The organism is Variimorphobacter sp. HTMS_6 (assembly GCF_059717775.1).
In genome coordinates, this window is record NZ_AP046094.1 from 1,927,387 (window position 1) to 1,951,930 (window position 24,544).

At 35.0% G+C, this 24,544-nt stretch carries 21 protein-coding genes; 4 read left to right on the forward strand and 17 right to left on the reverse strand.

From position 1 onward, the window contains the following. Window positions 1–8 precede the first annotated feature (8 nt). From AC6IWN_RS08720 to AC6IWN_RS08730, 3 genes are all read right to left on the reverse strand, one after another. Window positions 9–770 (reverse strand): ABC transporter ATP-binding protein, encoded by a 762-nt coding sequence (locus AC6IWN_RS08720; protein ID WP_497991988.1) that lies wholly within the window; start codon window positions 768–770, stop codon window positions 9–11. 62 nt (window positions 771–832) lie between these two features. Next, complete coding sequence (locus tag AC6IWN_RS08725; RefSeq protein WP_497991989.1) at window positions 833–1,978, reverse strand: HAMP domain-containing sensor histidine kinase; 1,146 nt, start codon at window positions 1,976–1,978, stop codon at window positions 833–835. Then, a complete protein-coding gene (locus tag AC6IWN_RS08730; RefSeq protein ID WP_497991990.1) occupies window positions 1,975–2,691 on the reverse strand; it encodes a response regulator transcription factor in 717 nt (238 codons plus the stop codon). The genes AC6IWN_RS08725 and AC6IWN_RS08730 overlap by 4 nt, the downstream gene beginning before the upstream one ends. A gap of 407 nt (window positions 2,692–3,098) precedes the next feature. On the opposite strand from AC6IWN_RS08730, the gene AC6IWN_RS08735 reads away from it, so the two are divergent. Continuing rightward, entirely contained in the window at window positions 3,099–5,105 is a 2,007-nt protein-coding gene (locus AC6IWN_RS08735; RefSeq protein ID WP_497991991.1) for a KUP/HAK/KT family potassium transporter, read from the forward strand. Window positions 5,106–5,296: 191 nt separating this feature from the next. Here the strand turns inward: AC6IWN_RS08735 and AC6IWN_RS08740 are convergent, their stop codons facing one another. Continuing rightward, entirely contained in the window at window positions 5,297–5,953 is a 657-nt protein-coding gene (locus AC6IWN_RS08740) for a TetR/AcrR family transcriptional regulator (protein WP_497991992.1), read from the reverse strand. A 203-nt stretch (window positions 5,954–6,156) separates the two neighbouring features. On the opposite strand from AC6IWN_RS08740, the gene AC6IWN_RS08745 reads away from it, so the two are divergent. Then, window positions 6,157–7,815, forward strand: a complete 1,659-nt coding sequence (locus AC6IWN_RS08745; protein WP_497991993.1) for a DHA2 family efflux MFS transporter permease subunit — start codon at window positions 6,157–6,159, stop codon at window positions 7,813–7,815. An 84-nt stretch (window positions 7,816–7,899) separates the two neighbouring features. Here the strand turns inward: AC6IWN_RS08745 and AC6IWN_RS08750 are convergent, their stop codons facing one another. The 6 genes from AC6IWN_RS08750 to AC6IWN_RS08775 all read right to left on the reverse strand — a co-directional run bounded on the left by AC6IWN_RS08750 (window position 7,900) and on the right by AC6IWN_RS08775 (window position 14,697). Next, on the reverse strand, window positions 7,900–8,934 hold the full coding sequence (locus tag AC6IWN_RS08750; RefSeq protein WP_497991994.1) for a C39 family peptidase: 1,035 nt from the start codon (window positions 8,932–8,934) through the stop codon (window positions 7,900–7,902). Window positions 8,935–9,192: 258 nt separating this feature from the next. Beyond that, on the reverse strand, window positions 9,193–10,587 hold the full coding sequence (locus AC6IWN_RS08755; RefSeq protein WP_497991995.1) for an ABC transporter substrate-binding protein: 1,395 nt from the start codon (window positions 10,585–10,587) through the stop codon (window positions 9,193–9,195). A gap of 165 nt (window positions 10,588–10,752) precedes the next feature. Next, window positions 10,753–11,331 carry a hypothetical protein gene (locus tag AC6IWN_RS08760; protein WP_497991996.1) on the reverse strand — a complete coding sequence of 193 codons (579 nt, stop codon included), beginning with the start codon at window positions 11,329–11,331 and terminating at the stop codon, window positions 10,753–10,755. Window positions 11,332–11,426: 95 nt separating this feature from the next. After that, complete coding sequence (locus AC6IWN_RS08765) at window positions 11,427–12,965, reverse strand: fibronectin type III domain-containing protein (RefSeq protein ID WP_497991997.1); 1,539 nt, start codon at window positions 12,963–12,965, stop codon at window positions 11,427–11,429. 368 nt (window positions 12,966–13,333) lie between these two features. After that, window positions 13,334–13,858, reverse strand: a complete 525-nt coding sequence (locus AC6IWN_RS08770) for a PadR family transcriptional regulator (RefSeq protein WP_497991998.1) — start codon at window positions 13,856–13,858, stop codon at window positions 13,334–13,336. 14 nt (window positions 13,859–13,872) lie between these two features. Next, window positions 13,873–14,697 carry a sialate O-acetylesterase gene (locus AC6IWN_RS08775; protein ID WP_497992193.1) on the reverse strand — a complete coding sequence of 275 codons (825 nt, stop codon included), beginning with the start codon at window positions 14,695–14,697 and terminating at the stop codon, window positions 13,873–13,875. A gap of 145 nt (window positions 14,698–14,842) precedes the next feature. Here AC6IWN_RS08775 and AC6IWN_RS08780 point away from each other — a divergent pair, with 145 nt between their 5' ends. Further along, on the forward strand, window positions 14,843–15,541 hold the full coding sequence (locus AC6IWN_RS08780; RefSeq protein ID WP_497991999.1) for an FMN-dependent NADH-azoreductase: 699 nt from the start codon (window positions 14,843–14,845) through the stop codon (window positions 15,539–15,541). A gap of 179 nt (window positions 15,542–15,720) precedes the next feature. Here the strand turns inward: AC6IWN_RS08780 and AC6IWN_RS08785 are convergent, their stop codons facing one another. The 7 genes from AC6IWN_RS08785 to AC6IWN_RS08815 form a co-directional block, all read right to left on the reverse strand. Continuing rightward, window positions 15,721–17,031 carry an Ig-like domain-containing protein gene (locus AC6IWN_RS08785; protein ID WP_497992000.1) on the reverse strand — a complete coding sequence of 437 codons (1,311 nt, stop codon included), beginning with the start codon at window positions 17,029–17,031 and terminating at the stop codon, window positions 15,721–15,723. Between the two features lie 290 nt (window positions 17,032–17,321). After that, window positions 17,322–18,197 carry an AraC family transcriptional regulator gene (locus AC6IWN_RS08790; protein WP_497992001.1) on the reverse strand — a complete coding sequence of 292 codons (876 nt, stop codon included), beginning with the start codon at window positions 18,195–18,197 and terminating at the stop codon, window positions 17,322–17,324. A 100-nt stretch (window positions 18,198–18,297) separates the two neighbouring features. Next, a complete protein-coding gene (locus AC6IWN_RS08795; RefSeq protein WP_497992002.1) occupies window positions 18,298–19,065 on the reverse strand; it encodes a hypothetical protein in 768 nt (255 codons plus the stop codon). Window positions 19,066–19,263: 198 nt separating this feature from the next. After that, window positions 19,264–19,734, reverse strand: a complete 471-nt coding sequence (locus tag AC6IWN_RS08800; RefSeq protein WP_497992003.1) for a heme-degrading domain-containing protein — start codon at window positions 19,732–19,734, stop codon at window positions 19,264–19,266. 159 nt (window positions 19,735–19,893) lie between these two features. Further along, entirely contained in the window at window positions 19,894–20,883 is a 990-nt protein-coding gene (locus AC6IWN_RS08805) for a Gfo/Idh/MocA family protein (protein WP_497992004.1), read from the reverse strand. A 24-nt stretch (window positions 20,884–20,907) separates the two neighbouring features. Further along, on the reverse strand, window positions 20,908–21,969 hold the full coding sequence (locus AC6IWN_RS08810; RefSeq protein WP_497992005.1) for a Gfo/Idh/MocA family oxidoreductase: 1,062 nt from the start codon (window positions 21,967–21,969) through the stop codon (window positions 20,908–20,910). Between the two features lie 130 nt (window positions 21,970–22,099). Then, window positions 22,100–22,843, reverse strand: a complete 744-nt coding sequence (locus AC6IWN_RS08815) for a DeoR/GlpR family DNA-binding transcription regulator (protein WP_497992006.1) — start codon at window positions 22,841–22,843, stop codon at window positions 22,100–22,102. Window positions 22,844–23,113: 270 nt separating this feature from the next. Here AC6IWN_RS08815 and AC6IWN_RS08820 point away from each other — a divergent pair, with 270 nt between their 5' ends. Further along, entirely contained in the window at window positions 23,114–24,316 is a 1,203-nt protein-coding gene (locus tag AC6IWN_RS08820) for a class I SAM-dependent methyltransferase (RefSeq protein WP_497992007.1), read from the forward strand. Window positions 24,317–24,544 lie beyond the last annotated feature (228 nt).

Below are 24,544 nucleotides of genomic sequence, written 5' to 3' on the forward strand. Positions count from 1 at the left end.
CGCACCTCCTACCATTCCAAGGAAGAAAGCCAAGCACTTACTTGAATTTCCCTGCTCTTAATATCCTCACCCCAATAGGGAGGAAGGTTCATCTCACCTGTTATTTTACCATCCTCCAGATATAACAGACGTGTTGCGCGTATCGCTGCTTTTAAATCATGAGTAACCATTACGATACTTTGCCCCTCTTCATTTAACGTGGTAAGTAGATTTAAAACATCTTGTGAATTCTTACGATTTAGTGCTCCTGTAGGCTCATCTGCAAATAAAATAACCGGTTCACTTATAATAGATCTTGCAATCGCTGCACGTTGTGCTTCCCCACCTGATACCTGTGATGGAAGACGATCCTTTGCCTCCGATAAACTTACTGTATCAAAAAGTGTTGCTGCCCTACTCTTTACCTGATTCGCGGATCTATTCTTGTTCAAATATCCCGTAACTGTTACATTTTCTAATAGCGTAAGATTACTTACCAGATGCATTTGTTGAAATACGAACCCAAACTTTTCTGCACGGAGCTTGGCCATCTCCTTTTCCTTAAAATGGCTTATGTTTTTATCTCGAAATTTTACTTCCCCCGATGTAATATGATCCATTCCGCTTAAACAATATAGCAATGTTGATTTTCCGGAGCCGGATGCCCCCATAATTACGGTAAAATCCTTCTCGTAAACTTCCATATTCACATTATTTAATACATGATTTTGCCCGCCATTGTTTGCAAAACTTTTGCACAAATCCTTTGCGGTCAATATAGCTTCTTTCATTTTAAGAACCTCCTAATATATTTTCTGATTAACAGCTTACCAGAATAATTATTAAGAAATCTTTAAGACTTCCAAAATATGATCACTTCTAATCCATCCCCACTGTTTTGTAATATAACTTCACCATCCATCTGATTCATGATGTATTTAACAATATATAAGCCAAGTCCGGAGCCTGGCTTTCCTGCTACATTTTTACCACGATAGAATTTTTGATATACGAATGGAACGTCTTCCGGTAATATACCTTGTCCATTATCTTTAATATGAATCTCATAAACCGACTGTGATGCTTCTGTCCAAACTGTGATTGGAGGCAGCGCATATTTTCTGGCATTATTAATAACATTCTCCAGTACCTGCTCCAGACGCTTTCGATCAATCGAAATAATTTTTTTATCTACGTTACCCCGAATAAGGATATCCTTCTGATCTCCGGACATATCCTCCACGGTCTGTAATATCAACTCACTTATCTCACATTCCTCCTTTTGGATTTGTAATTTATCCAAGTCAGAAAGAGAATGTAAAAACAAGTCATTCGTCAGCTTCGTTACCTCATCACATTTTTTCATTAGTACTGATAGATACCTTTCTCTTCGCTGTGGTGAGGAATCCATATTATCCGCCAACCCTTCCGCGTAAGCGCGAATAGATGATATTGGTGTTTTTATATCATGGGATAACGTTGCAATAACTGTCTTGTTGTTCTCAATTGCCTCTTTCTCACAAGCTCTTGCTTTGATAATCTCATTTCTCATATGATCAAAGCTCCAGGTAAATGCACCAAAGAAATTATTTCTTTCATAGCTAAGCTTAATGTCCATATTCCCTTTTGCAATTTCTCCCGCATACTGCTCCAGTTTCTCAAATGGACGTAATATCACAATATACAGATACAAGAATAGGATCATCACAAATAGAACACAACCGATATAATATATCATTATCATGTTTATCCATGGTTTCAAAGTTTCTTTTGAATTATCTGCCATTAGAGATTCTTGTAGAGCTTCAATCTTATCCTTCACCTTCCCATTTACCTCAGTCAATTTTTCGATTTCATTGAGTGCTATTACCTGTTCTCTGTTTTTATTCTCCTTAGGCAGGAAATTGTATTGAATCAAAAAGAAAGTAGTAACTCCGGTAATCATAATTAGAAAAACCGCTACCATCCTTACTACTTTTGCTTTTATTGATTGCTTCATTCCTTCTCCCCTCCATCCAACCGATAACCGATTCCCCAGACGGTTTTAATGATCTCCGGTTTGGAAGGATCGTTTTCAATCTTTTCTCTGAGCCACCTGATATGTACTGCAACGGTTGATATCTCCACGTCGCTGAACGTGCCCCATACTTCTCGTAATAATGTATCCTTATGAATACTCTCATTCGGATGAGCTGCCATATATGCTAGTAATTCAAATTCTTTTAATGAGAGGTTTATTATAACTCCGTCTTTGGTAACCTGGCGATTTTTCATTGATAAGCATACCTCTTTGTTCATACCAAAGACATATACGTCATTATTTTCTTCAAAGCCATAGGTTCTTCTCAGCAATGAATTAACTCTGGATAAAAGCTCCTTTAACGAATAAGGTTTTGCCAAATAATCGTCCCCACCCATATCAAGCCCTTTCACCTTATCATTCTCACTTGTTCTGGCACTCGCAAATATAATAGGAATCGATGAAATTTTTCGCAATTCCTTACATACTTCAAAACCGGTAATACGAGGTAGGTTAATATCAAGCAAGATCAGGTGAAAAGTATTTTTCTCAAGAAGTTCATATGCTTTTTCACTTGTTTCTGCCAAAGTTACTGTATAGCCGTAATCTTCCAGCATATCATAGACGATTCCGGATAAATCTAAATCATCATCCACAATTAAAATATTACGCTTCCTATTAATTTCCTGCATATACTGTTCTCCTTATTAAAGTGGATTGTTCGGTACTTTTATCAGATTTACTATTTTCTTATATTTTATGGTAAATAATTCATTCTGTAAATCATTAATTGATTGACAACAATATTTAAATCTGGTAATATCTCCATATCAAGAGGGAGTAGCTGACATCCGAAAAATGTTTGCGAAGGCGTCAATACGATTATAATTATAGAAATAATAATACTCTAATATAATCTGCCTCGTAACTAAGTAGCAAGACTTTTGTTGTAACGTGAATCAGGGACGTTGCAATCAAGGTCTTTTTTTGTATTCATAAATATAATAAAGGAGGTAATAATGATTAAGTAATACTATTATAATAAGTTATTAACCAATTGATCCCTGATAAATAATTTAAAAAATAAAGGAAATGAACGATGAATGTATCTGAAAAGAATAAAAATTTATCAAAATTGACCTTAGGAGGTATCCTGGTATCATTGGGTGTAGTTTACGGTGATATCGGAACTTCACCGCTCTATGTAATGAAATCTGTCATACATGGAAATGGCGGACTGGAAAACATCTCCGAGAATTTTGTTTTAGGAACACTATCTCTCGTATTTTGGACCATAACAATCTTAACAACAATAAAATATGTAATGATTACATTAAAAGCAGATAATCATGGTGAAGGTGGCGTATTTTCTCTTTACACACTCGTTAGAAGTAAAGGGAAATGGCTAATCATACCCGCCATGATCGGTGGCTCGGCATTACTCGCTGACGGTATGCTGACTCCTGCCGTCACAGTAACCTCTGCAGTTGAAGGCTTGTCTCTACTACCAAGGTTTAGTAATGTTTTTGGTAATAACCAAAACAACATTATTATTGTAGTTGTGATTATTATATTTCTGCTATTTTTTATCCAACATATCGGTACTGACATTATTGGAAAACTATTCGGTCCGATTATGTTTATTTGGTTCAGTTCCCTTGCCATTTTTGGTTTAATTAATATGACCCATGACCTCACACTGTTAAGGGCACTGTCTCCTCATTATGGAATTCAGCTTCTCTTTAGTCCTGACAATAAGCTGGGATTTTTTATACTCGGAAGCATCTTTTTGGCTTCTACCGGAGCAGAAGCACTATACTCTGATCTTGGACATGTAGGAAGAAGGAACATATATTGTACATGGCCTTTTGTTAAAATAAGTCTTTTACTAAATTATTTTGGTCAAGGAGCCTGGATCCTATCTGCAAAAAACAACCCTAGTTTGCATGATAATGCTCATATGAACCCATTTTTTCAGATGATTCCTGAAGGATTCCTAATATTTGGAATTATAATATCTACTTTAGCAGCTATTATTGCATCACAGGCGCTGATATCCGGCTCATTTACATTGGTGTCCGAGGCAATAAAACTGAATCTACTACCAAGATTACACACCTTATACACTTCAACCACGAAGGGACAAATCTATATCCCTTCTATTAATAAAATTTTATTCATCGCATGTATCGGTATCGTATTATACTTTAAGGACTCCGAGCATATGGAAGCTGCTTACGGTTTATCAATTACGGTTACCATGTTAATGACTACAATATTGTTATTTAGCTATTTAAGGAAGAAAAAAACACCACTGCTACTCTCTATCTATGTGCTTTTATTCTTCGGTATATTTGAAAGTTCCTTCTTCTATGCAAATGTAGTCAAATTCATGCATGGTGGATATGTAGCTGTGATTATCGCACTCCTCATTCTTTCAATCATGTTTATATGGTATAAAGCCTACTCAATTAAGGATCGTTTGATTGAAAATGTCCCTATGAAGGATTACGTTGAACAGTTGAATCAATTACGCCAGGATAAAGAACAGCCCAAATATACCACAAATCTGGTTTGCTTAACCAGTTGTAAGGATCCTACCATGATTGATCGTAAGATTATGTATTTTATTCTTGATAAGAGACCGAAAAAAGCCGATGTCTACTGGTTTGTAAACATCAATGTCACGGACGAACCATATCAGGCTGAATATACGGTGGACACCTATGGCACCTCTTATATTGTTAATGTACACTTAAAGCTTGGGTTTAGAGTTGATCAAAAATTAAATGTCTTCTTAAGGCAGATTTCAAATGATTTGGTAGAAAACGGTGAAATCTCCCCTCAACCATGTAAGTACAGTACAATGCCCGAACGAAGAATCGGTGATTTCCGTTTTGTTTTGATTCAAGAAGTACTCTCCCATGAATCCAATCTAAAATTCTGGGATTCATTAATTTTTAAAAGTAGATTATATATTAAGAAATATACCGTAGCACCATCTAACTGGTTTGGTCTTGATACGAGTGAGGTATATATAGAAAAGGTACCTTTAGTTATCGGAAAACAGAGATGTACTAAATTAAAAAGAAGCCCTTCAAAATAATCTAACTAAAGTAGATTATTATAAGCTCTGCTTCTGATTTTATCATCAATATGCACAAGTTAATGTATTGAACGAAATTACAAAACATGAAAACTGTTTCTCAATTCATAGTCATACATAATCTTGTGCATTTGGTGATTGATTATAATATCAAGCTGAACTATTAACTCAGATAATTTATTTGTTTGATTTTACTTTGATGAATTCAATAGGTTCTCCTTTGTCAAATTCTTCAATAACTTATATAACATATCAACCGATTGCTCAATATAGATTTCGGAATTTTTAACATCTTTATCATACAGAATCTTATGACAAGCATCATCGATTAAAAGATTACAATAATGCTTGTAAACTTCCTTTGATTCTTCATCTTTAAATTGAATCTTAAGAATTTCAAAAATTTCCATGACCTTTTCATCACGTTTTTTTTCTTGCACTGCATCAGCAGCTGCAATGTCTTCATCCAAAAGTTTCAGTGCTGTCATATCATCATGAAATAGCTTTGAAAAATTATGGTTGTCCATCATTAATCTCACAAACACTTTAAATAGCTCTTTACTTCCCTTCTCATCTTGTAAATCGAACGAAGCATGCTCAACCCAGAAACCCTTACTTGGTTCGAATATATTTTTGCTGATTCTATTTAATACTTCGATATAGATCTCTTTTTTATCAACAAAATAAGAATAGACCGAACCTGTAGCCACTCCAGCCTTTTTTGCAATATCAGCCGTAGTAATATTGTAATAACCTTTTTCATTAAAAAGTTGAAAGGCTGCGGTCAGAATCTTTTCATACTTTTCAACAGATCGCTTCTGACTAGGCATTCTCGTTTTTCTTTCCATGATATCCTCCTATTGATAACTGCTTATTATAACTATAGTCCTATAAATGATGAATGTCAATAATATGAAACTAATTTCATGTTTTCTATTGACATTTTCTAATTACAGGAATATTATGTGAATATGAAATTAATTTCATATTTCAATATAATAAAAAGCCTATCCGTGCACGGCTTGAGGCTTATTACAGAAACGAGGTAATTATGAACACAACTAAAAAACGATTTGCTTTTATTGCTATTGATATTGCCTGCTTTCTTACGATTTTAGACAGTACGATTATCAATGTATCCCTTCCAAATATGGCGCAACATTTTCACACAACAACTTCAGGTATCTCCTGGGTAAGCACCGCATACTTAATAGTCTTCTCTTCTCTATTAGTTAATTTTTCAAAAATTGCAGATATATATGGAAGAAAAAAACTTTTTCTGATTGGACTATTAATATTCGGTATCTCTTCCGCCTTTTGTGGCTTTGCAAATTCATTAGAGTTACTGATTCTATTTCGTGTATTGCAGGGCGTTGGTGCTGCAATTCTAACACCATTGACCATTCCTCTCGGTATTGAGTTATTTGGGAACGAATCTCTAGGTAAACTATCGGTTATTGTCGGTTTGACTATATCCGTCGCTGCAGCTTCCGGTCCGGTGATTGGAGGTTTACTTAACGAATTTTTTACTTATCGTGCAATCTTTTATGTTAACTTACCCTTTGTAGCTCTTTCGTTCTTTCTCGGTGCCAAGTATGTTAAGGAGTGCTATGATGAAAGTATTAGTAAGAAGATTGATATCCTAGGATGTATCTTGCTATCCATGGCTCTAGGAGGCATAACCTTCATACTGATAAAGGGGAACGAATATGGATGGAGTAGCCACAGAATTATCGGTTTAATCTGCATATCTGCTCTCTCTGCTCTCCTCTTTGGTATATATGAGAGCAAAACAAAAAATCCTATGATAGATTTTAATTTATTTAAAATCCACTCCTTTTCTGCGTCCATCCTATTAATTGCTGTATTTTTTTATGCTTACATGCCAATCACTTACCTGATCAACTTTTTGTTTGAAAATACATTAGGTTATTCTGTACTAAAAGCTGGGCTTTTAATGGGAATCCCCAGCCTTACCGCATTAATTTCAACACCCTTTATGCCCCTTGTTGCAAAAAAACTATCCACTAAGCTAATCTCAACACTAACCGTAATAATTGCAGTAATAGGAAACATTCTATTAGCTTTTATGAATCGTACCAATTATATGGTGATAATATGCATTAGCTTTATTATCATGGGAATAGGTGTTAGGATTGCTACGATACTCTACCAGACTGCATACGAAGAAATCTCTAAGGATAAAAATGCAATTGCATCCGGGATTCAAAACAGCATGCGTCAGTTGACAGCCTGCATTGCCATCGCACTTGTATCCACCTTAAGTACTCATTATACGAATATAGCGATCAATAACACTAAAGCAGAGATGATTCATGAAACAAACGATAACAAGGTGTTAAATCAAAATGTTAAAAGCGATTTTATCACTGCAATAAATCAAACCACCTCCTCAAGTTCCACAGAAAAATCAAAAGAGATGGTTCATAAGCTATTTGTATCTAAGGAAGCAGCGGTTCTAGCCACCCTATCAAAAGAACAACAACCGGAGGTTAAAGCAAGCTTCAAAGTTCAGGAGAATGAATTAAATAAAATACTTGATCATATCAAGCAAGTCAAAATGGACGAAAGCTTTAAGGTGTATAATAAGTGCTTTATCATCACCGGTCTGATTGCCCTCATCGGTTTGTTCGCTGTTCCCTTTAATCATAAAAAATCAATTGTTTCAGCATCTACTGAATTCTCATGATTTTTAATCAGGTAAATAACTAAAATACCCCAAGAATAACAAAACATATTACTTGCATATCGTTATAGAATTTTATATTCAGCATTATTTACGGGTGAATGTCCATAAATTTTTGATTTGATGCTCCAGTGTATCATAATCCCACAGTGTATTGCTTCTCTCTCTGCAATTTGGATCATTCACCCTGATTTTCCCTTCTTGCATTCCAACCAGCACTATAAAATGACCAGCGGTGGTAAAATCTCCAGGTCTTAGACTACAAATAATCGGATGACCATTCTCTAACTCAGATATAATTGCATTTTTGTTTAAACTAAGCTCACGACCCTGTATACCAAAACTTTGACTTCCTTCTGTCATAAGGCTCCATTTTGTTCCGGTTCCTGTAAGATAAAATCCGTTCTTCATCGCATAATCCGCTACTGCATTCGGCGTTGCATCCTTATTCTTAGTCAAACCTACAATGACCATGGATAAGCAGGTAGGAGCACAGCCAGATAATGCTATATCATTATCTCCATAGGCCATATATCCCCATCTAGTATCCCATTGTAATAATAAAGGAAAGTCGCTTGAAATCTCTTTTTTAGTTAATCCTCCTGATACCGTTCCATCCGCTGATAGATATCCTTTTACAAAGTCAATCATCTCAGGGTTATTGCATAAGGATGAAATCAAATCTTTTGGATATGCGCTCCTATTTTCGTAGATTTCCGAAAAATCGGGATAGTTCTCAGAGAGACTTTGTAATCTGCTAACGATTTCATTCTCCTCACGGACCTTTGGAGCTTCAACATTATACTGCATAACCGGATTGCTATCCTGCTCCTGAGGATCTTTATCATTGTTACTTTTCCCTTTATCATCGTTTTCTTCATTACTGATTTCTTCCCTATTCCCCTCTGCTAAAGATGTAATCTTATGTATGAATTTCACTGAAGATATACCCACAAATATCATTACCAATAGAACAAACGTACTTCTTACGATGAATCTAATCAGGCGCGCCCTACGCCTCTTTTTTGCTCTACGCCTTTTTATCTCAATAATTCTTCGTCTCTCCTCCGGACTCATGTGCTCATAATCATACTGTCTGCATCCGTTTTGTCCATTCATCATTTATCCTTTCTGAAGTGCAAGAACTCTTCCCTTGTTTACTGATATCGTATCAAAATTATACAAGTTATGCTTTCGTTTTCTATTCATAAATCCGTAAGTTTTTCTAATGAAAATCTTACAATTTTCTGATAAAGTATCAAATAATTCAGGGCTGATGCAAACCAACACTATGGTTGTTTATACAGCAGCCCTTTGTATTAAATATTTAACTATGTATCTTTTTATCTAATCACTTTCATATAAATTGTGATAAGATTATTACTCTGCTTTTATCTTAAGATTTTTCTCAACTTCTTTCTTAAAATCAGCAATTGCCTGGTTACGGGATTTCTTACCATCCGAATATGCATGAACTTGAGTTAACCAATAGTTATTGATGTCTATATCATCAATTGTAACGTTCGTACCTTTTGCTTTTTCTGCCGCAGGTACAAATATATCAAACATGTTTTGTCCGCCAAGAAAATCCATCTTACCATCAGACCTTTTCATAACTGTAACAGAAGAAACTGTGTCCTTTCTGCCTAAGCCCAATTTGTCATTCGCCCATAAGTACTGCAGTCCTGTATCTGATGTATCCAGCGTCATCCACTGAATGATTTCTCCTACTTCCTTTTTTGCTCTGGTTGCCTTGTTGGCAATCAGATAGGTTCCTGCCCAGAAGAAATTCTCAGGAGGTTCACACACAGCCCAGTCACCATAGGTTCCTTCGCCAACCTTTTTACCACCACAATGCTCCGTAATAACATAGTTCAATAGCCATGACGGTCCAAAAAATCCAAAGATTTTCTTCTTTCCTTTATCCTGCATGTCATTATACCAACCATCGACCCAGCTTCGATTATTATTGGAATAACCATCTTTCTTAATCGTCTTGGCAATATCTAAGAATGCTTCCCGCTTTGGATCTATCGATAGTTTGCCATCAACAACCCATCCACGATCAGCACTGTTTTCCACCGCCTGCCATAAATCATCCGGTCCGGAACAAATCCCATATCCTTTTTTCTTTAACTCTCCCGCTGCTGTTAAATATTTATCCCAACCCGGACCAATCTTTGACTGAATCTCAGCCGGATCATCTGTTCCCCATACAGCTTCTGCGATTGACCTGCGATAGATAAAAGCACCACCGGTCGACTGATAAGTAAGTCCTACAAGTTTATCGTCCTTATTTGTACCAATATCTGTTATATATGGAGGTATGGAAGCTTCTTTTACTAATTTATCTACCTCAATTCCAAGATCTTGGTATGGCGCTGCATATTGACTTAACTCTCCTTGTGTATACTTCAATGTAAAATACATCTCAGTTCCAAAGATATCCGGTGCGTCGGATCCTCCTGCCGCCAGCCCCTGATCAAGCAAATCCTGGTAACTCGATTCTTCATATGATAAATTTTTTACATCAATATTATAATCAAAATTCGGGTGACATTTTTTGAATTCTTTCATTACATTCTCAAGTTCGTTACTATAGCACCATACATTAATTTTTTTAACATTAGGAACCTCAGTTAATTTTATTTCTTTTACTTCATTTGGTGAAATCGTCGGAGTAATGTGCGAACTTTTTATTTTTTCACTACATCCAGATAATACACTGGTCAAAAGAATCAGAATAAACAAAAATAAAGCAATAGATCTTTTCATGGTGATCTCCTTATTTTATATTTTTCTATATGGTTAACTTTTGTCCAATAAACTAGTAAAATCATGTGTGGTATAGCTTTTTTATAAACATTTTTAATAAAATTCACCTTAATTATATGCGATTTCATATGCCATTACAACCACTATTTTCTAAAAGAGTAAAACTCACCTTCCTAATTCCTGCTTCCATTTAATGAAATCTCGTATCACTTGATCAATGAATTTCTCTACCATTTCTGGGGGGAAAAATTCCGCTTTTACCGGCTCCGTCTCAATATAGCGGGTATGATGTTTTTTTAAAAAGGAAGTCAACTCATCTCTTCGAATCTCACAGATAGTTTCTTCAACCGGAAGACGATATTCTCTCATTTTACTCCAAACTGTATTACTCCAAGGCTCTTTATGATAATGCCAAACTGCTATTTTTCCGATTTCTTTGCGATAATCCAAAAACCAGTTATCTCCCATATAATGTTCTTTGAAGTTTTGAATTGGACCCTTATCCCAATGATAATCAAGGAATAGATGAAATAATACACCTACCTCAAATTCACTCTCCCAGTCAATCGTATCCGCCAGCTCGCGAAGTGCCTGCATACGATCTGAACGATCACGAAAATGGGTATGATCCTTAATAATATGATCTTCTATAACATCGGGCGCAACACTCCCTACGTAAAACGCTACATCGGCATTTGATCTATATCTATATGCAGCTAATACATGAACCATAATTGATGACATAATAACCTCCTGCTCACCATGGTGTTTTTTCATTTAATAATTTATTTGTATAATTATATAAGTCACATACTATTATACTATTTTAATATACAATATCATTTAACTTTAATCTGCGCTACTTTTGAGTAATCTCCATATACCACCTTATTTCCAACCTTTGTATAAGCTCTTACTTTAAAATAGTATGTTTTTTTAGTTTGAAGCTTAGTTTTTTTATAACTAACTGTTTTTGCATTTGTTTTAGCTATTTTAGAATATTTTGAATTCTTGCTAGTGGACATATATATTTCATAACCACTAGCTCCTGTTACTTTAGACCATTTTGCTGTAACAGATTTACTTTTTGAAGAAACCGTGACTTTAGAAGTAGACGGCTTTATGACAAACGTAACTCTTTTACTACCACAATAATTGCCTTTACCTGTGATTAAGACTGTAGCAATTCCGGGCTTCGTATTTGAGGAATACTTAATTATATAATTAGAGCTTCCTACAACACTCTTGCCGTTTTTTAGTATTACAGAAGGCTTCCTGGACTTAGAATTATAAATATAGCTACTAGAAGAAAGCGTAACTGACATACTATTGATTGGCATAGCAGTTATCTTCGTTGTAACATTACCATTAACAGTGTTAAAATTCGGCTTAGTTATCATGTAGTAAATCTTATATGTACCGACATTTATTTTGGTTGGTAATACTGACGAATAATTTATGCTATTTAAGGAGTAAACAATATTTGCACCAACCGGAACACTAACAACCGGCCCATGTGATTTACCATCATAATTAACAACGTTTCCCTTTATATTAATACCGTTAAGATTTGCTGGATTAATTGGAAAGGTCTGCGTAAGTGACCCGCTATATTTCCCATTCCCAGTTAGTACCACGTATGCAATTCCTACATTGATATTGTTCTTATAAGTTATCGTATAATCAACATCCTGTTTTAATATTTGATTTTTATATGTCACGGTTACCGGTGGGTTAATTTGTTTTCCCGTATAAGTTATTTCCTTTAAATTCAAGGATATTTCGGTTGAATCAGTAGTAAACACATTACCATTCGATGAACCATCAAGTACAACATCAGGACTAACGACATACCAGTATCTTGTAGCACTATCAATTGTCACTTTTGATCTTGATAACGGAACCCTGGAGGGTGAAACGGCCGGATCAGCACAATAAAACTCTCCGTCTGTATAATCTGTCAATAATATTCCATGGGAAAAATTATAAATCAAAACTCCTTCCGGATGTTCCTTTAGCATATTAATATAGAAATCCTTTATATCTTTGTATACATTACCATAACTTACAGTAATTCCTTCATAAGTATAATTATGATATATGCCTACACCCTCAAGCCATGCGACAGGCCTTAACGACTTCTCCGTTATCTGATCCCAATCAGGATTACCGTTCATCATTGCTGTTCTTCTTAACATCATAACTGAGGATGCCAAGGTACAAGTGTTTTTCTCTTGCTGCATAACAAAAATCGAATCTTGGTTTATATCTTCAAAGCTAGCAGCTTGAGCCTTTGTTGAATTATGTATTATAAGGTTATTTAGGAATAACAATAATATCAAAGAATAAATTATCCTTAGTAATCGTTTTCTACTCATGAATCCTCCAATCATTTTAACCCTTATAAATAGCTTCATCTGTGTTTTTTGTTATGAATCATTTCCAACCGTTTTTCTTCATATCTTCATTATACAATATTTTTAGACAAATACGAACCTTAAATTTGTACTATCTCCTTAAAAATAGAAGTTTTGACTGATTCCGTTATATATTTCTTCCCTGTTACACCAACTCAAATGTTCTTCTGATAAAGCACTAAAAAAAGTATGACCAACTCTTTCTTCTGTGGTCATACTTTTCTTTATTTTTCTATTTTCTACTATCAAGTACAAACATGGAGGCATCCTACCCCATGAATATCTTCTCACCTGCGTAAAAGGTTTTAGACATAGCCACCTCTCAATCTTCACAATGATATCTTATTTATATCATATAAAAGGGATTGAAACCACTCCAAATTTACTATATGATGAGACATTGAATTCTCTAACATTTTTTTGTAGTGAATTGACAATTCGTAATTCCCGTCTATTGAATCTTTTAACAACTGTATTTTGACCTCCGTCTGTTGGATCTGGGTCCTTATTAGACTCTCAAGATCTTTACTGTTATATTCCTTCGCAAATAAAAGAGCGCCATAAAAGGATAAGTTAATATACTCTGACTTTGATCCATATTTGTACATTAATTTTTGAAACGCTTCACTACCTTGCTCTGTAATATTGTAATGATTGCTCTCTCTTAGGTAATCGATAGAATTCACCAAAGTGAGAAACCCCTTTTCTTCAAGTTGTTTAAGATTATAGTAAAAAGAGCCTTTCGTAAAATTCACAATATATTTATAATGTCTTGCCTCCATCAGAGAAAGAAGCTCATAACCATTCGCTCCAGGATTTTGTATAACTAAGCCCAATATCAACAACGGAATCATGATATAACCCTCCTTTATCCCTGAAAGAATACATCTTTTGAAATCTTATTAAGAGCAAAATCCATATGCTTGATAAACATACTTTCTGTTTGTGTATATTCTCTTGCTATCAATCGATTTAGTGTCTCACTCTCATCCGATAAAGGCTCATTTACATTTCTCTTTTTATCAAATGCATCAAAATATCTTAATCCGAAATACCGTTGCGATATCGCATCAATATGAATTCCATCCGGATTTGATGTTAATCCTTCTGCCGTTACAAAATAACAATTAGGTTGTTCTTGTGAAAATTTTTGAAGAACCGTATTCACTTCTTTATGCTCAACACAATGAAGCCCAAAGCCCGATTGACCAAGAAAATCCGGCATACCCCCTATTATGAGCGGAATTTTCGGTACATTAAGTGCTTTTCTTAACTCTCGCATGATTACCAACAACTTATCATAATAAACTTCGTGTTTTCCATCCCTACTATCACTTTCACCCTGATGCCATAATATTCCTGAAAGAGTACTATTCTTCATCGCAAACTTTGCTTCACTAATCGCATGAAGATATAATTCTCCATCCACAGCCCATTCATCCAAAGTGCTACCACCTTCAGCACAAGGTATTAACCCTACCGTATCTTCTGGATATTTTAAACACCATGCATCTGCAAAAGACGCAGCAAGGCTGGCACCCGCAACGGATCGGTCAAAATTCATCGGCTCCACCATCATCTGCCATCTTCCATTACGAAGCATTTTAATTCTTTCATTTATAATAGGAGAAACCTCATTCAAGAAGCCTCTACCAGCCATATTTGATTGTCCAATCATTAAAAAAGATTTTATCATCCTGTTGTCCTCCGTTATATTTATTAGTCTAATTAGACTGTGCTTATGTATTATACTCTAATTAGACTATATGTCAACAGAAACTTATTGGAACACAATCTCCATGCTTTCTATCCTGCATTATGTGGGAATAAAGTGCATTATGATAACGCATAATATCTTAAATAATAATTACAAGAAGAAGGCATTATTTATGAAAAAAATTCTCTATATTATAGCAAACTCAAAAAAAGAAGAGTTATCATCCAGTAGAACGGTAAGCAGAAAATTAGTCAATGCCATCCTCGAAAAAGTACCCGAGATAGAGTTGGAGCAATTAAATCTTTACGAAGATCATATTCCTCAGGTTAAAGGTTGTTATTATGAAAGTAGAAGTGCAATTGTAAGCTCAGAAGCTAGGAGTAAACTTTCGCCAGAAGAACAAAAAGAGGTTTCGAAAATCGAACAACTCTGTGACCAGTTTAGAGCAGCTGATATTTATGTTCTGGCCGCACCGATGTGGAGTTTGTCCTTTCCTGCTCCTGTAAAAGAATATCTGGATTGTATTATCCAAACCGAAAAGACTATATCGTTTAAAAACAATAAACCGTATGGTCTTTTAGATGACAAACAAAGAATCTTTATCTACGTTCAATCATCTGGTGCCAATATCCCTTGGATATTAAAGCCAGCTCTTTCGAAAGGATTAAACTATGTTCATGAAATCATCAAGTTTATCGGTGTCCAGACTTTTGATGAATTATTAGTAGACGGAACTGGAACAACGGAAGAAGAACGTCAAAGTGCTATAAAAACTGCTACTGATAAAATCCCTCAGCTTATTGCAAGCTATTTTAAATGAGTGTCTTTTACGAATATTTCAGAACAAAATATGACCTATAATCAAGGTGTTAACACCAAGACTATAGGTCATATAATGTCCTTTATAATTTTCAAATAATAACGTAATATACGTATTGATAGTTATATTAATACGAAATTGGAATTGATATATTTGTTTTTACAACCAAACATAGCTCTTTACCATTCATAATAATACGAATAATTCACAAATATTTCATAACGATCTGGGACAATATCATTAAAATCTGAATCATATGGGTAACCAAACTCAAGAAAATCTGTTGAACCAGCTTCTTCTACATCTGCATAGTAACTCGTATATCCTATCGCTTTTCCGTCTTTGAAAAACAAAACTCCTATATTTGTGTAATCAGCACTGGCCTTTCCAACATTTGTTACTTGTGCAATGACAGAGTCAGTTCCTAAATTAGAGGTAACTTTGATATCTTTATAATTGCTCATTTTAGAGGATGTAATAGGCTCAATACTATATAAAATTTTATAACTTTTATAACTGAGAGCTTTATAATCTTTATCATAAGGTCCTTGGAAAGATAACACAAACTTAGATCCCCTATCAACGTAGTAGTTGTCGTCTGATGATGTTCCTAACATCTTTCCATTAGCGTCGTAGAAAACTGCAGTTGCTACTACTTTATATGCAAATTTGTAGGAATTATAAATAACTACATCAACCTCGTTGCCTAAGTTATATTCTCTTTTAACCATGGCATTTTGTGCCAGTTGAGCATTGAACACGTCTTTAACGGTTACTTGGCAGCTATATTTTCTATTTGCAACGGTAGCTGTAATTGTTGCAGTACCTGCTTTAATACCTTTTACCAATCCCTTTGAAGTTACTGTAGCAACATACTTGTTACTACTTGACCATAATATCGGTTTTGTAGTTCCGGATAAACTTAGTGTATAGGTCTTACCTTGTTCTACTAAAATAGCTGTTTTACTTATTCTTATTAACGGTACTGTTACTTTACAGATATATTTTTTATTTGATACTGTTGCGGTAATCACTGCTGTTCCGGCTTTAACGCCTTTGATTACACCCTTACTAGTCACTGAAACGACCGTTGGATTGCTGCTTGACCACTTCACTGCTTTTGAAGTGCCAGACATACTAAGTACAAAAGAATTACCTTGCTCAACGGTAAGTACTGTTTTGTTCATCTTGATTACAGGCACTGTTACTTTACAGGTATACTTTTTATTTGATACTGTTGCAGTAATAGTAGCATAACCGGCTTTCATTCCTTTTACCAATCCCTTGGTTGATACTGTTACAACGGATTTATTGCTTGTAGTCCACTTAACTGCTTTTGTAGTGCCTAACATCTTTAATGAATATGTATTATCCGTGTATAATGTTAAAGATGTTTTGTTAAGTTTGATTGTTGCCGCTTCGGCCTTAATCGGTACTATAAGTGATAAGCATAATACGATTAATGTTAAAAAAGATATGATTTTTTTCATATTGCCTCCCCAATAATATTAATTTTAATAATTGATGTATAAAATGAAATTATCTAAATTACATTTTATTACCGTAATTAGTATAAATTAACATATTTATGATGTCAATAAAATTAAGATTATTTTCCTATAGCTTTATTGACATTATTAGCAATTAATTGATCACGTTACAAAAAAACCTACAGTCAGGTTGAATCACCAAACTGTAGGTTCTCTCTTTATTTTTCTTTATTTTTCTTTATTTTTCTTTACTTTACTTTTCTTTTCTTTCTCTTTTCTTTTCTTTCTCTTTACTTTCTCTTTTTTACCGGTATCCAAATTTCACTTCTATAATTTGGATTCTGAGTATCTTTACTCTCATTCCACAGGATTTCCGGACCTTCAACTGCTTCATATCCTGATGACGGAAACCACTCAGAATATATCCTTCCCCATACATTTTGAAGCGTTTCCGGGAAAGGTCCAACTGACTCAAATACAGCCCATGTACCTTCAGTAATAATAAGCTCATCAAATTCGTTTTGTTCATTGCTTGTCGTAGCGACACCGATGTAGTGATCCAGCTCTCCTTTTTCTTCCATTCTACCCTCTGAAAAATTAGTTGAAGCACTGATAATACCATATGGTTCTACATTTGATAATGCTTTCAATTGTTCAATCACTGAAGATGTAAGCTGACCATACATCTTCGTAATCTCAGGATTAGTACCGTTAAACACGATTGGTACTCTTTTCTTAAATCCAAGTAATTTAAAACCTTCTTTTTCAATAATTCGATAATTCATTTCGCATCCTCCATTAATTGATAATCGGAAGGTCATTCTTGGATACGCTTTAAGCTTACTATTCTCACTTCTAGCTTCCGAAGGAAGAATACCATGCATCGTTTGAAATGCGCGAGAAAAGGAATCCGCCGAGTTATATCCATACTTAACAGCAACATCGATTATTCTAGAATCCTTATTCTTCAAATCCAGAGCTGCTAATGTCATCCTCCTTCTTCGGATATATTCTGACAAGCTTATTCCTGATAAGAATGAAAACATCTTCTTAAAATGGAACTCAGAACATAGCGCGATTTTTGACATCTCACTATAATCAATCTCTTCTGCCAAATGATCTTCAATATATGCTAACGCTTTATTCATATTACTGATTGAATCCATCAAACAACCTCCTTTCCTCTCGAATCATATCAAAGATTTCTTTATCTCATCCGACTATTCATGCACAATATTGTCGGGTTTATATGTAATAGTGAAGTTATTATAACGCCTTAAAGGTACAAGGAACGCCCACTACGCATTTACCGCATACATCTGCATCCCTATATTTCTTCTCATTCTTCATGCACATCGTATAGCAGAGAAATCGGTCAAATCCTTGCTCTGTCAAAGCTCCAGTGGGACATTTCTTAACACAGGCTTTGCACTTGCCGGTACGTTTATACAGACACCGCTCTTCCTTAACAACTGAATCTGCCTCAATCGGTAATGTAGTAATAATAGAAAAAAATCTTCCTGCACACCCTTTTTCTGTAATCAACATGTTATTTAGTCCATACGTTCCATGCCCTGCGAGATAGGCAACATGGCGTTGAGACCATCGGCTCATTAACACATCCTCTAGCATTCCTATATCAGTAGGAGCTACTGCACGATATCCAAGTTCCTTAATTATTTCTATCAAATAATCATTCAAATGAAAACTTAGCTCATTTGTTACCAAGTAAGCATTTGCCCAGATTGCAGAAGTTTCCTCCCCTCCAATATTGCTCTTTACCACTTCTTCTCTAAACGGTATAAAGTATGATAACACACTCAACGCATCGGGGAGAAAATCATCAGGGATGTAATGATTCTCTAATACTATCGATTTTAGTCCTTGAAAATTCGGATCCTTTGCATCAGCATACTTAATAATTGGTTCTTGCCATATGTTCTCTATCCCTACCTGAGCACAATATTGTTCGATAAATTTATTCACTGCTGCTTCAATTTTTTTCTTAATCTCTGGTTTAGCACAATCCTCCATATTGTTTCTCCTTGCTTTTATTTAATGCATACAATGAGTACCAATCTTTTATTAGTTAAAAAGTCTATCATCCTAACCTGTCTTTTGCAAGTGGGAATATAATTGCATAATGAGAAGTTATCAATAATATAAGAAAGAGTATTTGCTCATTCTCTTTTGAACAGATACTCTTTCTTTATAATATTGATAATATTCTGGCTATTTTCCTATATATTCTTTGATTGCTTTTACAACAAGAGCGTGATCCTCTTCCTGAGGCAAGCCGGATACTGTAATTGTACCTACCACTCCTACATTATTAATTCTTATCGGAAATGCTCCTCCATGAGCCGCATAATCAAACGAGCTTAATAGATAAGCCTCCTCCATGGTTCTACCGGAATTACGTAAGGTAGCGCCAATATACATTGAACTTTTATTAAACCGGTTAACCACCCGATTCTTACGTATTACCCACTGATCATTATCCGGTCCAGTTCCTTCAAATGCATAATGAAATAACTGATGTCCGTTACGAGTAATGTCAATCGTAATCACTAATCCTTCTGACCTTGCTAATTCCACCAGCTTTAATCCTAATTCCAATGCAGTATTACTATTAAATTCGTTAAACTGTAGTTCTGCTTCTTGTTTCTCTAGAGCATTAATAAACTCTGTGCTATATTCCATACAAGTCCTCCATACTATCAATACTAATTAATTGATTATAAGTACAAATCAATCTTGAGATAATCTTCTATTGTATGACTACCCTACAATAATTTCTTGCGAACAATCTAAATTCAATAATATTTATTTTTAAGAACAATTTTTAGTATACTCTCTATTCTAATGTACGCTGTAATTTTCAAACATCTGTGATAATGCGATGTCAATCAACTTTGCATTATAGTAAGCATCTTCAAATGTTATTAAAGGTTTTTCTCCATTCAAAATACATCTTCCAAATTGCTCAACCTCCAGCATATAGTTATGAGGACAGTGAATATTAATTTCTTCTGTGCCGGAATCTTTTTTAATAATGATTGTGGTATCCCCTTCTGAGTTAAATTGTACCGGAACATGAATGATACCGGTTTCTCCAACAATCGTATATTCGCTTCTTGATGCACAGTTAAGAGCACAATAGGAGACCGCTTTTAATCCTCCTTCAAATTCCATCATAATACAGCTGCTTTCATCCACACCTGATTCCTTCCCGATCTCTCCGGTAGCATATACTTCAATCGGCTCAGAACCGGCAATGTGGCGAATAATATTCAGGTTATAGCATCCCACATCATATGTTGCTCCTCCTGCCAAGGACTTATCCACTCTAACATCTTCTCTATTCTTTAGAAAATAACTAAAATGTGCTTCGATGAATTTCACCTTACCAATTACTCCCTCATCCACTAAGCTTTTTACCTTCTTGGTTAATGGACTTTGGCGGTAAGCAAACGCTTCCATAAGGATTATTCCATTCTGATCGGCTGCCTCATTCATGGCTTTTACTTCTTCTGCACTTATTCCCAACGGCTTTTCACAAAGCACATGCTTTTTCTTTTGTGCCGCTTTTAGTGTCCATTCATAGTGTAATGCATTCGGTAGTGGAATATATACCGCATCTATCTCCGGGTCATCAAGCAAAGCTTCATAGCTGGTGTATCTCTTAACCGGGTTAAATTTATTACAAAAATCATCTAATTTCTTTCCTGCTCCTCTACTGGCTATCGCATAAAGTACTGCATTTTCCGCACTTAATATTCCGGGAATAACTGATTTCTCTGCGATTCCTGCACATCCAAGAACGCCCCAATTTACTTTTATTTTGCTCATTTTTGTCCTTCTTTCTTATGATTATTAAAACGTAACCCATCTCTTCTCTGTATTACTTTGTAATGCCAGTTCAATTACTCTAATGGTATTACGTGCCTGCTGTGCTGATACTGCAAGATCTTCCTTGCCTAGAATTGCATAATATAGATTTCGGTACAATGAACGATAATCACCTGTTTCACTTTCCACTTTTCCAATCATATGAATTCCGTTAGCTATGGTATTAAGCTTACCGTACAATTCCTCCGGCTCCTTGCCCCAATCACTACATTCATTCGGAACCTTCCCTTTGATGAGTTCATCCTCCTGAACATCCAATCCATATTTCACAAAGGAACCATTTCTTCCATGAACACAATAATGTGGACCCTTTTCCTGAATCAGCATACCGGATTTTAATGTAACTTTTAATCCAGGATATCTTAGAATAACCTCGAAGCAATCATCTACCTCAGTTTGAGCTCTCTGCTTGTCCACATATCCAAATACTTCTTGTGGCAGCCCAAATAGAACTAATGCCTGATCAATCAAATGTGACCCCAGATCATACAGCATACCTGAACCTGGTGATGATTTTTGTACCCTCCAGTTATCCCCTGCTTCTGCAGAGTATCGATCATAATGGGACTCATACTCGATTACTTCTCCAAGTAGCTTGCTATTAATAACTGCTTCTACCGTTCTAAAATCACTATCCCACCTTCTATTGTGATTGACAGTAAGTAGTTTTCCGGTCTTGTGAGATATGTCAATCAACTCATCTGCTTCCTTGCTCGTTATGGTAAATGGTTTTTCTACAATAACATGTTTACCACTCTCCATCGCTTTCTTGGCATATTCAAAATGGAAGCGATTTGGAGTTGCGACTACCACCAACTCAATATCTTTATTATTAAAGATATCCTCTACATCAGAAACAATGACTGCCTCCGCATACTTTTTCTTAATATCAGCTATATTGTCCTGTTTTGTTTCATACACCATCTCCAATTTTAAACCGGCCACACTGGTAAGTATAGGCGCATGAAAGATTCTGCCGCCGAAGCCATATCCGATTAATCCTACTTTTACAATTCTCTCACTCATAATAATAACCTTACCTTTCCCTAACCTGTAACTATTAATCCGTAGACACATGTTTCCCTAAGTGTTTGCTTGTGCTGAGGACTTCATAGTCACAAGCTTCATATTTAAAATATGCACTTTAATAAATTACTTAAATTAATATAGTTTGTATATTATGCTTTTGTAACACCTTTAATTTATCTTCTGCTATTCCATGTTCTGAGATAACAACATCCACCTCTTCTAGATCTACGATAGCAGTTACTCCGGTCTGATTAAACTTGGAGGCTTCCGCAATTACAATAACTTCCTGAGCCCTTAAGCTCATTTCTCTACCAATTTCTGCTCTTAAAAAATCCGTACAGGTAAACCCCAGACTTTCCGTAAAACCACTCATTCCAATAAATGCCTTACTGACACATATCTGGCTTAACGCAAGTTTTGCAAGAGGTCCTACCATGGCCTGAGCATCGTTTTGCAAGTTACCTCCCAGTACTGTTACATGCACATTATGATATCCCTTCATTAAACCGGCAATATAAAGTGAGTTCGTAATAATATTCACTTCTCTGTTTTCTGCTAACTCCCTAGCAAATACAGAATTAGTAGATCCTGCCTCAATTAAAATTGTCTCCCCGTCTTCCACAAGCTTTACTGCTTCTTTTGCAAGCTTCAGTTTTTCGTTATAGCGAATCAGCATTCTCTTTTCAATGGAATCGGATGATATCTGCGCAGCACCTCCATGCGTCCTTTTAAGAATTCCGTCATTCTCCATCTGCGATAAATCTTTTCGGATAGTGACTTCAGAGACCTTAAGAAAATCAGAAAGTTCTTTTACCGTCACTTTAGGTTGCTCTGTCAGTATGGAAAATATTTTATTTTGGCGTTCTTTCAAAGAAACACCCCCTCTATCATACTAATAAAATTATACTCCAAGCTTTCATATGAAGTCAATATACTTTCATATGAAAGCAAAATTATACGTTACATAATTATTCAGCGTCAAAACCAATATTAATTACAGTTATTTCATAACATTGTTCAAATACTTACTTACTAATGATTGGCTATGCATAGGTATCTATGATTAATTATGACACTCCTGGGATAAACTAGTAGATAATGCATAAACATAATACAAATTTCATATGAGGTGATGTAATAAATGATATCAGTAAAAGAAAAAATTATAACAAATAAGTTAGAAAAAAAACTTTACAAGAGTTTCTTTTCCAATTTATTTTCTGATTCTTGCTCCGTAAAATTATGGGACGGCGAAGAAATCACCTATGGATCCGGAGATATTAATTTTAGGATTGTTTTAAATGAACCCTTATCGATTTCTGAGATTCTTGCAGATCCGTCATTAACCTTTGGGGAAGCCTACATGCAAAAAAAGCTTGAAATCGAGGGTAATATTCAAAAAGTTATCGAATCCCTATACAGGAATTCAAAAAGTTTTTTAAGGGACAAGGAGAAATACGGCAAACTAATGAACCCAATTAAAAACACACTAAGAAAAAGCAAAGAAAATATAAGCACACATTATGATATCGGAAATGAATTTTACCAGTTATGGCTAGACAAATCTATGACCTACTCCTGTGGTTATTTTACATCAGATAACGATACCCTAGAACAAGCACAAAAAAATAAAGTGGATTATATACTAAAAAAATTAAACTTAAAAGAAGGTAATACTCTACTTGATATCGGGTGTGGTTGGGGTGAATTAATACTAACTGCTGCAAAAAAATATAATGTTAAAGCACTCGGTGTTACACTAAGCCAGGAACAAATGGAGAAAACCAGCAAAAGAATTGAAGAAGAAGGCTTAGAAGAGCTTGTTGAAGTAAAGTTAATCGATTATCGTCATATAAAAAATAACACATTTGATAGAATTGTAAGTGTTGGAATGATAGAGCATGTTGGTAAAGAATATCTTACAGAATATTTTAAAGTCGTAAACTCCTTATTAAACAAAGGAGGGATATCCCTACTGCATAGCATTACAAGCTTTAATGGTGGTAATAATTCATGGATTAATAAATATATATTCCCAGGTGGATATGTTCCATCGGTTAATGAATTAGTAAGTAATATAACATCAGAATCCTTTTACCTCCTTGATGTAGAAAGCCTAAGAAGGCATTATGCACGAACTTTGGAATGCTGGTCTAATAATTATGAGACCGCCTTACCATTGATAAGCAAAATGAAGGATGAAACTTTTATCAGAATGTGGAGACTTTATCTTAATTCTTGTGCTGCATCATTTAACGTGGGTAATATCGACATTCATCAATTTCTATTTTCAAAAGGTGTTGTGGATGAGGTTCCTATGACGAGAAATTATTTGTACCATTAATATTAATGAGAGATAAAACTACTTATCCATTCATGAATTGATAGGTAGTTTTCTTTTTGTTCGTTCTATTCTTAACTATTCTTTCTCACAAATATTTATCCATTCTAGTATTTCATCTTTACCTATCTTTTAGGGACAATTATTTCATATTATAACATCTTTCCTATCACTTCTCAAAATCCACACAATTTAATAATAAGTATTGCTCCATAAATTTTAGGGGTGAAT